Annotated in this window: 13 protein-coding genes and 1 pseudogene; 4 read left to right on the plus strand and 10 right to left on the minus strand. The window is 72.6% G+C overall.

The genetic code is table 11. The features are described from left to right. Positions 1–9 precede the first annotated feature (9 nt). The 5 genes and pseudogenes from KYY02_RS28825 to KYY02_RS28845 all read right to left on the minus strand — a co-directional run. Positions 10–192 (minus strand): annotated as a pseudogene (locus KYY02_RS28825) (hypothetical protein); the annotation flags it as partial. A gap of 386 nt (positions 193–578) precedes the next feature. Continuing rightward, on the minus strand, positions 579–1,262 hold the full coding sequence (locus KYY02_RS28830) for an ABC transporter ATP-binding protein (RefSeq protein WP_371243011.1): 684 nt from the start codon (positions 1,260–1,262) through the stop codon (positions 579–581). A gap of 72 nt (positions 1,263–1,334) precedes the next feature. Continuing rightward, on the minus strand, positions 1,335–2,801 hold the full coding sequence (locus tag KYY02_RS28835) for an ABC transporter permease (RefSeq protein WP_371243013.1): 1,467 nt from the start codon (positions 2,799–2,801) through the stop codon (positions 1,335–1,337). Between the two features lie 151 nt (positions 2,802–2,952). Further along, positions 2,953–4,206: a L,D-transpeptidase gene (locus KYY02_RS28840; RefSeq protein ID WP_371243015.1), complete on the minus strand. Its 1,254-nt coding sequence runs from the start codon at positions 4,204–4,206 to the stop codon at positions 2,953–2,955. A gap of 243 nt (positions 4,207–4,449) precedes the next feature. Next, entirely contained in the window at positions 4,450–4,806 is a 357-nt protein-coding gene (locus tag KYY02_RS28845; protein ID WP_371243017.1) for a hypothetical protein, read from the minus strand. Between the two features lie 109 nt (positions 4,807–4,915). Here KYY02_RS28845 and KYY02_RS28850 point away from each other — a divergent pair, with 109 nt between their 5' ends. Further along, positions 4,916–5,230, plus strand: a complete 315-nt coding sequence (locus KYY02_RS28850) for a hypothetical protein (RefSeq protein WP_371243019.1) — start codon at positions 4,916–4,918, stop codon at positions 5,228–5,230. Positions 5,231–5,275: 45 nt separating this feature from the next. On the opposite strand, the gene hutH is transcribed toward KYY02_RS28850, so the two are convergent. The 3 genes from hutH to KYY02_RS28865 all read right to left on the minus strand — a co-directional run bounded on the left by hutH (position 5,276) and on the right by KYY02_RS28865 (position 8,942). Continuing rightward, positions 5,276–6,844, minus strand: a complete 1,569-nt coding sequence (gene hutH, locus KYY02_RS28855; RefSeq protein ID WP_371243039.1) for a histidine ammonia-lyase — start codon at positions 6,842–6,844, stop codon at positions 5,276–5,278. Positions 6,845–6,926: 82 nt separating this feature from the next. Next, on the minus strand, positions 6,927–8,075 hold the full coding sequence (locus tag KYY02_RS28860; RefSeq protein ID WP_371243021.1) for a GGDEF domain-containing protein: 1,149 nt from the start codon (positions 8,073–8,075) through the stop codon (positions 6,927–6,929). A gap of 66 nt (positions 8,076–8,141) precedes the next feature. Further along, on the minus strand, positions 8,142–8,942 hold the full coding sequence (locus KYY02_RS28865) for an enoyl-CoA hydratase/isomerase family protein (RefSeq protein WP_371243023.1): 801 nt from the start codon (positions 8,940–8,942) through the stop codon (positions 8,142–8,144). Between the two features lie 216 nt (positions 8,943–9,158). Between KYY02_RS28865 and KYY02_RS28870 the strand changes: the two genes are divergently transcribed. Continuing rightward, positions 9,159–9,773: a hypothetical protein gene (locus KYY02_RS28870; protein ID WP_371243025.1), complete on the plus strand. Its 615-nt coding sequence runs from the start codon at positions 9,159–9,161 to the stop codon at positions 9,771–9,773. Here the strand turns inward: KYY02_RS28870 and KYY02_RS28875 are convergent. Both KYY02_RS28875 and KYY02_RS28880 read right to left on the minus strand, forming a co-directional pair. After that, on the minus strand, positions 9,770–10,876 hold the full coding sequence (locus tag KYY02_RS28875) for an adenylate/guanylate cyclase domain-containing protein (RefSeq protein ID WP_371243028.1): 1,107 nt from the start codon (positions 10,874–10,876) through the stop codon (positions 9,770–9,772). The genes KYY02_RS28870 and KYY02_RS28875 overlap by 4 nt on opposite strands. Positions 10,877–11,015: 139 nt before the next feature. Next, entirely contained in the window at positions 11,016–11,879 is an 864-nt protein-coding gene (locus KYY02_RS28880; RefSeq protein WP_371243030.1) for a biotin--[acetyl-CoA-carboxylase] ligase, read from the minus strand. A gap of 315 nt (positions 11,880–12,194) precedes the next feature. On the opposite strand from KYY02_RS28880, the gene KYY02_RS28885 reads away from it, so the two are divergent. Both KYY02_RS28885 and KYY02_RS28890 read left to right on the plus strand, forming a co-directional pair. Next, positions 12,195–13,784, plus strand: a complete 1,590-nt coding sequence (locus tag KYY02_RS28885) for an acyl-CoA carboxylase subunit beta (RefSeq protein ID WP_371243033.1) — start codon at positions 12,195–12,197, stop codon at positions 13,782–13,784. Positions 13,785–13,793: 9 nt separating this feature from the next. Beyond that, positions 13,794–13,995 (plus strand): acyl-CoA carboxylase epsilon subunit (locus KYY02_RS28890; protein WP_371243035.1); only part of this gene is annotated, 202 nt, incomplete at its 3' end.

Here is a 13,995-nt window from a genome sequence, read left to right on the forward strand (position 1 = left end):
GCTCACGGACTACGTGCCGTGGTACGCGTTGCAGATCGTGACCGTCGACGTGTTGCCCTTCTTGTCGGCGATCCTGGCGCGGAAGGAGACGGCCTTCCCCTTCGCCGGGTTCTTGACGGTGGTCTTCCCCTTCGTGACCGTGGTCTTCTTCCAGGTCCTGCCGTGGTCGTAGGACACGTACACCGACACGGCGACCCGGTCACCCGTGATCAGCGTGATCCGGTGCTTGGCCTTCAGCGCGGACGCCTCCGTCACGGAGGCTGCGACCGTGCGTTCGCCGACGCCGGGCCGGCCATGCCCGCCGCGAGCGCCACGGCGGTCGCCGCGGCGACCGTGGCCGCGCACGCTCTCTTCGCCTGTCTGCGCAAGGTTCCCCCTGGCGGAGTCGCCGGGCGAACTCGACATCACCCGGCCGGGGGTGGTCTCGTACACATGCGCGCACCCCCCGGATCACGCAGTATGCCGAGGGGCGATCAAGCGTCTCGAGGGACACCGGAGAGGGTGCCGAAGTCGACGGGCGGCTGTGACGCCACCGCCGGAACTCCGTTGCACAACCGCGCGGTCGGCCCCTCTCCCGGTCAGACTCCCGTGTTCTCCTTCACGGTGATCCGCCCCTTGCGGATCGTCGCCAGGCGCGGGGCCGCCTTCGCGATCGACGAGTCGTGGGTGACCATGACGAAGGTCAGCCCCAGCTCCTTCCACATGCGGATGAGCACGTCCATGATCTCGTCGCGCGTCGACTCGTCGAGGTTTCCGGTGGGTTCGTCGGCGAGCAGCACCTTCGGCTCCTTCACCAGCGCCCGCGCGATGGCCACGCGCTGCTGCTGGCCGCCGGACATCTCGCCGGGCAGGTGCCCGAGCCGCTCGCCCAGACCGACCGACGCCAGCGCCTCGGCGGCCTTCTCCCGGCGCTCCCTGGCCTTCAGGCCGAGCGGGACGAGCGCGGTCTCGACGTTCTCCTGCGCGGTGAGCGTGGGGATCAGGTTGAACGACTGGAAGACGAAGCCGATGTTCTCGCTGCGGACCCGGGTGAGCCGGGCCTCGGGCAGCTTGGCCAGGTCGGTGCCGTCCAGGACGATCTCGCCGGAGCTGGGCCGGTCGAGGCCGCCGAGCATCTGCAGCAGCGTGGACTTGCCGCCGCCGGTGGGTCCCTGGATGACGAGCCGGTCGCCGTCGGGGATGGTCAGGTCGACACCGTCGAGGGCGTCGACGGTCTCCTTGCCGCGCGTGTAGCGCCGGGTGACGCCTCTGAGTTCGTACATGGGTCTGCTCCTGGATCGCGTACGAGGGTGGGGGCCCGTCCGCTGCGGGCGGGCCCCGGGGCCGGGCGGGTGCTACTCGACGCGGCGGAGCGCGTCGGCCGGCCGCAGCCGGGAGGCGCGCCAGCCGCCGAAGGCGCCGGCGACGAGACCGCCGGCCACGGCGAGACCGACCGCGAGGGCGAGGGTGGTGAGGCTGACCGGCGCGGTCAGCGCGACCTCGAGGGTCTGGGCGGCGGTCTGCCGTCCGGGTCCGCCCACACCGCCACCACCGGGTCCGCCCATACCACCGCCACCACCGCTGCCACCGCCGAGCTGGGCCTGCAGGGTGGGGCTGACAGCGGTGACGGCGTACGCGCCCGCCAGGCCGAGCGCGATGCCGAGGGCGCCGCCTATCAGGCCCTGGACCACGGACTCGCCGACCACCTGCCGGGTCACCCGGCCGGACTTCCAGCCCAGTGCCTTGAGGGTGCCGAACTCGCGCACCCGGCGGGAGACCGCCGAGGAGGTGAGCAGACCGGCGACGAGGAACGCGGCCACGAGCACCACGGCCGACAGCCACGTGCCGACGCCGGCGGCGAGCGAGGAGGCGGTGGACAGGGAGCCGGAGACGGTGTCCGCGAGGTCGGCGGAGGTCGTCACGGTCGTACCGGAGATGTTCTTCTGGATACCGGACTTGACGCTGTCGATCTGCTGGGAGTCGGTCGCCTTGACGTAGATCGTGGTGACCTTGTCCTCGGCGTCGGCGAGGGTCTGCGCCTGCTTCAGCGGCAGGTAGAGGTCGGCCGCGGCGTCCCCGCTGGTGGCGGTGGCGATGCCGATGACCTTGTACCCGGTGCCCTTGACGGTGACGGTGTCACCGGTCTCGAGCTCCTTCTCCTTGGCGTAGGCGGAGTCGGCGACCGCGACCTTCGCGTCGGTCTCGGTCGTCCTGAAGGTGCGCCCGTCGGTGATCTCGGAGGAGGTCAGCGGGCCGAGGGCAGGCTCGGTGACGTCGGTGCCGTAGGCGGTGTAGCTGTTGACGTCGAAGTCGGCGCCGCCGCCCTCGACCCGGCCCTGCGGGGAGGACTGGCCGCCACCGGGGCCGCCGCCCTGGCCGCCCCCGCCGCCCTGGCCTTCCTGCTGGAACCGACCCCGGGTGAACTCACCGCTCACCTTCATGACCTGGAGGCTCAGTCCGCCCACCGCGTCGGCGACGCCCTCCTGCTCGCCGACCTCGGTCACGGTGGAGCTCGCCAGGGTCTGGAAGCCCTGCACCATGACGCGGTCGCTGCTCTGTTCCCCGCCGGAGCCGTCGTCCTGGGCGTCGAACCGGAACCGGGGGCGTTCACCGGAGGCCTGGGCCTCCGCGGCCTTGGTGACCGTCATGTCCGTGCCGAGCCCGTACAGGGACTGCAGGACCTTCTCCTGCGCCTTGCTCATCCCGGAGGACACGGAGTCGACCACGACGACCAGCGCGATGCCGAGCGCGAGCCCGGAGGCGACGACGAGGGCCGCCTTTCTGCGGCGGCGCAGCTCGCGCCTCAGGTAGGTGAAGAACATGGCCGCAAGCTAGGGACGCCGGGTGATGAAGCGATAAGCGCTCCATAAGAGCCCGATGAGAAGAAGGCCGATGCCGCCGCCCGCTCCCCGGAAGGGGCGGACGGCGGCATCGGTCGGGTGGTGGGGTGGGGTGCCTCGTGCGCGGCCGGCGTCAGACCGCCGAGCCCGCCTTCCACTGCTCCCAGTCCATGTTCCAGCCGTTGAGGCCGTTGTCCGGGGCGATGGTCTTGTCACCGGTGTTCTGGACGACGACCACGTCGCCGATGATCGAGTTGTTGTAGAACCAGGCGCCCGGCGTGCTCGGGTCGTTCGCGCCCTTGGTGTCGGACAGGCCCACGCAGCCGTGGCTGGTGTTGGCGCTGCCGAAGATGGACTTGGCGCCCCAGTAGTTGCCGTGGATGAAGGTGCCGGAGGTGCTCAGCCGCATGGCGTGCGGCACGTCGTCGATGTCGTACTCGCCCTTGCCGTCGGCGTCGGTGAAGCCGACCGTCGCGCCGTTCATCCGGGTCTCCTTGAACTTCTCGGAGATCACCATCTGGCCCTCGTAGGTCTTGGTCTCGGGCGCCCCGGCGGAGATCGGGATGGTGCGGACGGTCTTGCCGTCCTGCGTGACCTTCATCTGCTTGGTCTTGGCGTCGACGTAGGAGACCTGATTGCGGCCGATCTTGAAGGTGACCGTCTTCTGCTGGACGCCGTAGACGCCCTTGACGCCCTCGACACCGTCGAGCGCCAGCTTCAGCGTGACGGTGGAGTTCTCCTGCCAGTACTCGTCGGGCCGGCAGTCCATGCGGTTGGCGTCGAACCAGTGGCAGACGACCTCCTGACCGCTGCTGCTGGTGACGGTGACGCCCTTCTGCACCGCGGCCTTGTTGGTGATCGACTTGTCGAATTTGATCGACACCGGCATGCCGACGCCGACGGTGGTGCCGTTGTCCGGGGTGAAGGTGCCGATGAAGCTGTTGTCCGGGGCGACCGTGGTGAACGAGGCGTTCTCGTGGGCGGCGCGGCCCTCGGAGTCCTCGGCGGTGGCCGACACCTTGTAGGTGGTGGCCCGCTCCAGCTGGGCGCTGGGCTTCCAGCTCTTCTTGTCGGCGGATATCTCGCCGGCGACGGCGGTGCCGTCGACGGCGGTCATCTTCACCTCGGTGAGCGTGCCCTTGGCCACGGTGACGGTGGCGGAGTTGTTGATGGAGGCGTTGTTGGAGCCGTCCTTCGGCGTGATCTCGATCTGCGCCTCGGAGGACTTCTTGGCCGCCGCCTCGTCCACCTGGGCCTGCGAGTCGCCCTTGCCGCCGTCGCCCGGGGCTCCTGCGCCGTCACCGCCGGAACACGCCGAGAGCACCAGCACTCCGCCGAGCAGAGCGGACGCGGCCGCCAGACCCCTGCGCCGCTTACCGTCCGTCATCACACGTTTCTCCATCGTTGCCGAATCCCGACCCCACGAGTCCTCGGCCGGGGGCCGAAGAACCTCGTCCACAACTTTCAACGCTACGACCGGCTTCCCCCGTTCCCCACGGCCCGAAGGTGTGGGGCTCACCACGTCCACCGGGGCGGACGTGGTGAGGATGCGGGCCGGTGGCGCCTTCGCTTGAGACGTTCCGACCCCCGCGGCGGTTGCCGTCCGGGGTCACGATTTCCCCAAAACGCCTCAGCCGGCCCCGCCCGCCCCCTCCTCGTCGTCATAGGGCTCGCCGTCATCGTCCTCGTCGAGGTCCCACTCCGGCGAGTCGGGGTCGTAGTCGACCTCCTCGCCGCTCCAGGAGGCCTGCAGCAGTTCCACGCCGGGCACCTCGTCGATCAGGGTGAACGGGTCGACGAGCCGGGCGAGGGCCTCCGCGGTGTCCTCCGTCACGGCGCTCTCGGCGTGTACCCGTTCCTCGTCCGGCATATCGCCCTCGTCCGCGATCCTGCGCAACGCGGCCCCGGTCACCGCCTCCTCGTCGTCGATCTCGAGGACGAGCTCCACGCGAAGCCGCACAAACCGTGATGTCTCTGTGGTGTTCATGCCCGGAGCGTACGGCCCCGGCCCCCTGTGGCTTTCCCGTGACCCGCGCTGTTCACTAACATCGCCCCACACGGCCAATTCGCCAGCGCCACAAGGGGATCGATATTCCGTGTCATCCGCGCTCCGTCCGTTGCTGACCACCACCGCCGCGGGCACCCTGCTGTGCGCCCTGTGGTTCGTCCCGTCCGCGAACGCGACCTCGAACACACCGGTGGCCGACACGGTCTCGGCACGTCCGTCTCCACAGGTCACGGAGCAGGCGAGAGCCATGTCGACGTCCGTCGACGGCACCGGCGGGGACGTCCGTCTCGCGGACACCGGCAGCTTCGACAGCGCCCCGTACATCGCCGGCGGCACGGTCTGCCTCGCCCTGGGCGCCGGTTTCGTCGTCTACTCGGTGCGCCGGGAGCGCCTGGGTCCGTAGACCCGCCCGGGGGCCCGGCGGAACGGCCGCCGGACCCCGGCCCGTTCAGCTCAGCGGCCCGGTGACCGTCTCCACGGCCGCCACCAGCCGCCCGTCCCGCACGAACGCCTCCGCCGCGGCGAGGTCGGGGGCGAGGTGACGGTCGGGTCCGGGACCGCCCACACCCGCCGCCCGCACGGCCTCGACGACCGCCCGCGTGGCCGGCGCCGGGGTCAGCCCCTCGCGCAGTTCCACGGCCCGCGTGGCCGCGTACAGTTCGATCGCGACGACCCGGGTGAGGTGGTCGACGGCCGTCCGCAGTTTCCGCGCCGCCGACCAGCCCATGGAGACGTGGTCCTCCTGCATCGCGGAGGACGGGATCGAGTCCGCCGACGCCGGCACGGCGAGCCGCTTCAGCTCGCCGACCAGGGCGGCCTGCGTGTACTGGGCGATCATCAGCCCGGAGTCCACACCGGGGTCGTCGGCGAGGAAGGGCGGCAGCCCGTGGCTGCGGTTCCTGTCCAGCAGCCGGTCGGTGCGGCGCTCGGTGATGGAGGCGAGGTCGGCGACGGCGATGGCGAGGAAGTCCAGCACGTAGGCGACCGGGGCCCCGTGGAAGTTGCCGTTGGATTCGACCCGTCCTCCCCCGGAGCCGAGAGCCTGGGAGGCGTCCCCGGGAAGCACCACCGGATTGTCCACGGCTGACGCGAGTTCGCGCTCGGCGACCAGCCGGGCGTGGGCCAGGGTGTCCCGTCCCGCGCCGGCGACCTGCGGGGCGCAGCGCACCGAGTAGGCGTCCTGGACGCGGGGCGCGTCGTCCTGGTGATGCCCCGTCAGGCCCGACCCCTCCAGCACGGCCAGCATGTTGGCGGCGCTGGCGGCCTGGCCGGGGTGCGGGCGGATGGCGTGCAGTTCGGGGGCGAGCACCTTGTCGGTGCCGAGCAGCGCCTCCAGGCTCAGGGCCGCCGTGACGTCGGCGGACGTGTAGAGGAGGTCCAGGTCGGCGAGGGCCATGACCAGCATGCCGAGCATGCCGTCGGTGCCGTTGAGGAGGGCGAGCCCCTCCTTCTCGCGCAGTGCGACGGGGCGGATGCCGTGCTCGGCGAGCAGTTCGCCGGCCGGCCGCACACTGCCGTCGGGCCCCTCCGCCTCCCCCTCGCCCATCAGCGTGAGGGCGCAGTGGGACAGCGGGGCGAGGTCCCCGGAGCAGCCGAGGGAGCCGTACTCGTGCACGACCGGGGTGATCCCGGCGTTCAGCACGTCGGCCATCGTCCGCGCGACCTCGGGCCGGACACCGGTGCGCCCGGAGCAGAGGGTCTTCAGTCGCAGGAACATCAGCGCCCGTACCACCTCGTGCTCCACCCGGGGCCCCATGCCCGCGGCGTGCGAGCGGACGATGTTGCGCTGCAGCCGGCCGCGGAGCTCGGGGCTGATGTGCCGGGTCGCCAGGGCGCCGAAGCCGGTGCTCACCCCGTACACGGGGTCCGGCTTCGCGGCCAGGGCGTCCACGATCCCGCGGGACGCGGCGAGGGCGGCCACCGCCTCCGCGGACAGTTCCACGAGGGCGCCGCCGCGCGCCACGGCGAGCACGTCGGACGCGGTCACGCCGGCGGTCCCCACCACCACAGTGTGCATACTCATATTCAGGAGCGTACGCACTGAATTCAGCGATGTCACCACCGGGTCGGCGCCTCACCCCTTACCGGCAGGCCGCGCGTTACGGCGAATGCCGCCCCCGGAACCGGCGCCGCTCCCCGTCCGCCGCCCGTGACGGCTCGTCCGCGAGCCGAATGACGGGGTCGTCCGGCCCCTCCCGTCCGGCCACGACGGGATGCGCGGCACGCTCGGCCTTGGCCCGGTACTGCGCCGCGTCGGCCAGCCGGAACAGCCGCCGGGCGGAGTGCACCGGTCCGACGGGATCCTCGGTGGACGCCACCCCGCAGGCGACGCCGTCCCCGATCCCCAGCTCCGCGGCCCGCCGGCACACCTCGTCGGCGGCCTTGACGACCTCGTCGGCCGGCGGCCCCACCGCCAGCAGACAGAACTCGTCCCCCCCGAGCCGCGCCGCCAGGGCCCCCGGCACCATGGCCCCGCACAGCGACAGCACGGTTCCGAACCGCTCCAGGAGCCGGTCCCCCACGGCGTGCCCCAGCGTGTCGTTGACCCGCTTCAGCCCGTTCAGGTCGCACACCACGAGGCTGACGACGGCCCCGTCGCGCCGGTGCCGGTCGACGGCCTCGTCGAGCCGGGCGTCCACGGCACGCCGGTTGGCCAGCCCGGTCAACGAGTCCGTGTACGCCAGCCGCCGGGCCTCCTCCAGCCGCTCGGTCTGCGCGATCCCGGCGGCCACGACGGCGGCCAGGACCGTCGCGAAGTCGGCGTCGCCCCGCCCGAAGACGGGCGCACCGGCCGGCCGGGCCACGTACAGCTCGCCCCAGGCCCGTCCGTGCAGCACGACCGGCGCGACCACACAGCACCCGCGCCCCCGCCGCCTGAGCGCGGCCGCCCGCTGCCCGCAGTACCCGGAGCGCCCCGCCGAGGCCCCCTCCGCGGTCTCCACCCACGCGTCGGGCTCGCCGCCCCCCGCCCACCTCTCGTGCAGGAACTCGGTGATCTCGGCGAACTGGTGCACCGGATAGGACTCGTCCTCCGGGAACTCCTCCTCGTCCTCGGCCAGCTCCCCGACGTTCACCAGCACCCGCAGCCGCCCGAGTTCCCGCTCCCACACCGACAGCGCGGCGAAGCTCCCGCCCAGCGCCCGGCAGGCCCCGCCGGCCGCGGCCCGCCAGGCGTCCCGGGAACCGTGTGCGGCGGCCATGCCCTGGGCCAGCGCCACCACGGCCACCAGCCGGCTCTCCTCACCCATCTCTCCAGGTTAGGAAGGTTCAGGTCGAACCGGGATATTAAAGGAGCGAACGGGGCTCATCGGACCTTACTCCCCGGGCCACTCCGGTCTGCGCTTCTCGTTGAAGGCGGCGACCCCCTCCGCCCGGTCCCCCGAGAACGCCACCGACCGCCAGGCGGCGTCCTCGACCTCCAGCCCGGCGGACAGGTCCAGCCCGTGCCCGAGCCGCAGCGCCCGCTTGGCCGCCCGCAGCCCCACCGGCGAGTTCCCGGCGATCCGGGACGCCATGGCGAGGGCCGCCTCCCGGTCCCGCCCCTTCTCCACCAGCTCGTCGACCAGTCCCAGCTCCCGGGCCTCACCGGCCTCCACCCGCCGCGCCGTGAAGATCAGCTCAGCGGCCCGCGCCGCCCCCACCCGCCGGGGCAGCAACTGCGTACCACCCCCGCCCGGAATCACCCCGACCGACACCTCGGGCAACCCCATGACCGCCGTACGGTCGGCGACGATCACATCACACGACAGGGCCAGCTCGAACCCGCCGCCGAGCGCGAACCCGTGCACCGCCGCCACCGTCGGCACGGGCAGTTCGAGCACCCCGGTGTACGCCCCGCGCGCCACGGGCCGCTGGCGCACCAGGTCCGCGTCGCTGAAGGAGTTGCGCTCCTTCAGGTCGGCCCCCACGCAGAACGCCCGCTCGTGCGAGGAGCTCAGCACCACCACCCGCACGCTCCGGTCCTCCCCCAGCGCCGCACAGGCGCCGGCGAGGGAGCGGGCCATCCCGGTCGACACGGCGTTCATGGCTTCGGGCCGGTCGAGGACGAGCTCCGCGACATGTCCCCGTTCGTGCCGGCGCACCAGCACGAACTCCCCGAACCGTTCCTCACTCATCGACACCCTCCGGTTAACGTGGGTTAACTCCCGCTCGTCCCGATCATCGCAGCCCGCGCCCACCGGAGAAAAGGGCGCACGCCCGGTTCCCCTGTCACCCCCCGTCCACCCGTTCGAGTGACATCGCCCCGGCTCCCGGTCCGACCCCCCGTAGGAGCGCATAACGTGCGCACACCGCGGCACACCGGAGGCGCGCCCGCAGGGGAGGGAATCGCGATGACACCGACCACACCGACGGAGGGGCCACCGGCAGGCGCCTCCCGCTCCCGGGGCCGCCACCGCAAGCCCCGCCCCCGCAGGGTCCTGCTGGCTGCGGGAAGCCTGGTCGTGGCCGCCTGCGCCGTGGCCCTGGTCCGCCTGGCCGCCCCTCAGGGCGGCGGCGCGGACATCGGAACGGAGGCGGGCCCCCACCCCGTCCCCCGCACGGACACCGGCGTCCCCACCGCTTCCCCGACCGCGCCCGGGACCGTCGCCCCCGCCCCCGAGGCGCGTCCCTCCTCCCCCACGGCCCTGGGCGGCAAGGCACCGGCCCCGCTCGCGACGTCCGAGCCGTCGGTGCCGGCCCGACCCGCCACGACCGCCACGACCGCCACGACCGCCCCGGACACGGAGGACGCGGCGGACGCCCCGACCGCACCACCCGCCACCACGCCCGCGACCAGCCGTGGACCGCGCTCGCCCACGCCCCGGCAGCCCCCGCGCGACACACCGGAACCACCCTCGCCGGCCCCCCACGGCCCGCCGCCGCCCCAGCCGGACGACCGCACCCCGGCCCCCCGTCCCGGCCTGTGCGTACCGGTCATCGGCATCTGTGTGGGCGGCCGGGGCTAGGACGGGACGGCAGCCCCGTTCCGGCGCGTGAGCAGCCAGGGTTCCACCACGCCCAGACCACGCACCGGCCGCTGCCACATCGGCTGGAGCGCGAACCGGTAGCCCGGCGGCTCCTCGCCCTCCTTCTCCGCCGCGGCCACCGCCTCGGCCGCCGCCGCCTCGGAGGCGGGCGCGTCACCGGTGTGGATCAGCTCCTCGGCGAAGGCGCTGTCGACCAGCACCGCGTCCCGGGGGGCTATGGACGTGAGCCGGGAGGCCAGGTTCACGGTCGTGCCGAACACATCGCCCATCCGGGTGGTCACCGTGCCGAACGCCATGCCGACCCGCAGCTCCGGCATGGTCTCGTCGTTCGCCATGGTCTCGATCAGCCGCATCGCGATGTCCGCGGCGATACCGGCGTCGTCGGCGACGTAGAGCACCTCGTCGCCCAGCGTCTTGATGAGCCGCCCGCCGCGCGCGGCGACCAGATCGGCGGCGGTGGTCTCGAAGGCCTCGACGAGTTCGCCGAGCTCCTCCTCCTCCATCCGCCGGGTCAGCCGCGTGAACCCCACCAGGTCCGCGAAGGCGACGGCGAGCCGCCGGTCGACCATCTCCTCGTCGTCGGCGACCTGCACGACCCGCCCGGCCGACGCGGCGAGCTGCCGCCGCCAGACGTACACGAGGAACTCCTCCAACTCGGGCAGGAGCAGCTCGACGATCGGATACGTCACCTCGGTGCGGGTCATGCCCGGCTCGGGCGGCTCGGTCAGCCCCTCCAGGAACGAGTCGATCTGCCACTCGGCCAGCCGGGCGGTGGTCTGCCCGGTGGACCGCGCCACCTGCACCGCCATGGCCTCGCTCAGCAGGCCCGCCTCCACCAGGCCGGCGAGCCGGCGCAGCGCGAGGACATCGGCCTCGGTGAGGGCCTTGGCCTGGCCGACGTCGGCGAACCCCATCGCCCGCCAGAAGCGGGTGGCCAGTTCCATGGTGACGCCGGCGCTGCGGGCCGCCTGGAACGGCGTGTAACGGCGCTCGGCGCCCAGGATGAGATGCTCGAGGCGCAGGGCAAGCGGATCCTCGCCGGCGCCCTGCGCGTCCGTGGAACCCGAGTCGTCGACGGTCACGCGTGCCCTTCCGATCTGCCATGGCCAGGTATCGACCGCGCTCAACTCTACGGCAGGTGTGCGCCAGCTCACTCCGTTCTGTTGGGCCGTGGGGTGAGGTCGCAGGAGGCCGTGGCCATCCCCCGCCGAAGCCGTGGCCTCACTTCGCGCGCACGTGGATGATGTCGCCCGCGCCCACCGGTTCCTGCACGCCCTCCCTCGTGGCCAGGACCAGGCGGCCGTCGCCGTCCACCGCGACCGCCTCCCCCACCAGCTCCCGGTCCCCGGGCAGCTCCGCCCGCACCACCCGGCCCAGCGTCGCGCACCCCGCCGCGTAGGTCTCCTGCAGGCCGCTCGCCCCCGGGTCGCCCCCCGCCGCCCGCCACCGCCCGTACCAGTCCTCCAGCGAGCGCAGCACCCCCCGCAGCAACGGATCCCGGTCCGTGCTCACCGCTCCCGCCAGCGCCAGCGATCCCGCGGTCGGCACCGGCAGCTCATCGCCCCGGAGGCTCACATTGACGCCGACCCCGATCACCACCCCGTCGTCCCCGGCCCGTTCCACCAGGATCCCGCCGGCCTTGCGCTCCTCTCCCCCCACCGTGACCAGCAGGTCGTTGGGCCACTTCAAGGCCGTGTCGACGCCCGCGGCCCGTGACAGCCCGGTCGCCACCGCGACACCGGTCAGCAACGGCAGCCAGCCCCACCGCGCCACCGGCACCTCGGCGGGCCGCAGCAGCACGGAGAAGAACAGCCCCGACCGGGCCGGCGCGGTCCACTGCCGGTCGAGGCGCCCCCGCGCGGCGGTCTGCTCCTCGGCGACGAGGACGACGCCCTCCTCCAGGCCGCCCGCGCCGGCCCGGGCCACGAGGTCGGAGTTGGTGGAACCGGTGCGCTGCACCACGTCCACCTGCGTCCACAGTCCGCCCGCGCGCACGAGCCCCCGACGCAGACCGGCGGCGTTCAACGGCGGGCGGTCGAGGTCGGACCATCGTCCCGGACTCGGCTCACTGGGCCCGTCGGGCATACCTTCACCATGGGGTGTCATGCGCCCCACCCTAGGTTCGGCCTCCTCCGCCCCGCGCAGGGGACGGGTTCCGGCCCGGGGCCGAGGCGCACGGCGCTCGGCCGTTTCCCGGCACCGTCCCCGGCGTCCCCCGCCACGGCGCCTCGGCCGTACCCACGGGCGAGGTGACGGCGTGGGCCCTTCGAGGATCCCCTTCCCGCGCCTGTGAAGAGGAAGGCGGTGTGGGAAACACCGCACTGCCGATGCGGAGGGCCCCCATTACGCTACGGATGAGTAACCGTCCCCCCTTTTGAGCAGGCAGGGAGCCGCATCCCGATGTCCGAGCCGGAAGAGCAGCAGCCTGACATTCGTACGACCGCGGGCAAGCTCGCGGACCTGAAGCGCCGCACCGACGAGGCGACGCACGCCGGCTCCGCACGCGCGGTCGAGAAGCAGCACGCCAAGGGCAAGCTGACGGCCCGTGAGCGGATCGGCCTCCTGCTCGACGAAGGGTCCTTCGTCGAGCTGGACGAGTTCGCCCGGCACCGCTCCACCAACTTCGGCCTCGACACCAACCGTCCCTACGGCGACGGTGTCGTGACCGGTTACGGCACCGTCGACGGCCGCCCGGTCGCCGTCTTCTCCCAGGACTTCACCGTCTTCGGCGGGGCGCTGGGCGAGGTCTACGGCCAGAAGATCGTCAAGGTGATGGACTTCGCGCTGAGGACCGGATGCCCGGTCATCGGCATCAACGACTCCGGCGGCGCCCGCATCCAGGAGGGCGTGGCCTCGCTGGGCGCGTACGGCGAGATCTTCCGCCGCAACACCCACGCCTCCGGCGTGATCCCGCAGATCAGCCTGGTCGTCGGCCCCTGCGCGGGCGGCGCGGTGTACTCCCCCGCGATCACCGACTTCACGGTCATGGTCGACCAGACGTCCCACATGTTCATCACCGGACCGGACGTCATCAAGACGGTCACCGGCGAGGACGTCGGCTTCGAGGAACTCGGCGGCGCCCGCACCCACAACACCGCCTCCGGCGTCGCCCACCACATGGCCGGCGACGAGAAGGACGCGATCGAGTACGTCAAGCAGCTCCTGTCCTACCTGCCGTCGAACAACCTCTCCGAACCCCCGGCGTTCCCGGAGGAGGCGGACCTGACGGTCACCGAAGAGGACCGCGAACTGGACACGCTCGTCCCGGACTCGGCGAACCAGCCCTACGACATGCACACGGTGATCGAACACGTTCTCGACGACGCCGAGTTCCTCGAGACGCAGCCGCTGTTCGCACCGAACGTCCTCACCGGCTACGGCCGCGTGGAGGGCCGCCCCGTCGGCATCGTCGCCAACCAGCCGATGCAGTTCGCCGGCTGCCTGGACATCACCGCCTCCGAGAAGGCGGCCCGCTTCGTGCGCACCTGCGACGCCTTCAACGTCCCGGTGATCACCTTCGTCGACGTCCCCGGTTTCCTGCCCGGCGTGGACCAGGAGCACGACGGCATCATCCGCCGCGGTGCCAAGCTGATCTACGCCTACGCCGAGGCCACCGTCCCCCTCATCACCGTGATCACCCGCAAGGCCTTCGGCGGCGCCTACGACGTCATGGGCTCCAAGCACCTGGGCGCCGACCTCAACCTGGCCTGGCCCACCGCCCAGATCGCGGTGATGGGCGCGCAGGGCGCCGTCAACATCCTGCACCGCCGCACCATCGCCGAATCGGACGATCCGGAGGCGGCCCGCGCCCGTCTGATGCGGGAGTACGAGGACACGCTCCTCAACCCCTACGTCGCGGCCGAGCGCGGCTACGTCGACGCGGTGATCATGCCGTCCGACACCCGCCGGCACCTCGTCCGCGGGCTGCGTCAGCTGCGTACGAAGCGGGAATCCCTGCCCCCGAAGAAGCACGGCAACATCCCCCTGTGAGGAGCCGACGTGATCAAGGTCGTACGGGGCAACCCCACCCCGGAGGAGCTGGCCGCCGCACTGGCGGTGGTCCGGGCGCGCGCAGCGGCGGCGTCAGTCGTGCCGTCCGGCGCGCCCGCACCCCGCGACGCGTGGTCCGACCCGTCCCGGATCGCAGCCCGCCACGTCCCCCGCCCGGGCCCGGCATCGTGGACGCGCACGTACTGGCCGA

Origin of the sequence: Streptomyces pimonensis, from assembly GCF_041380215.1 — a bacterium.
GTDB classification, from domain to species: domain Bacteria; phylum Actinomycetota; class Actinomycetes; order Streptomycetales; family Streptomycetaceae; genus Streptomyces; species Streptomyces pimonensis.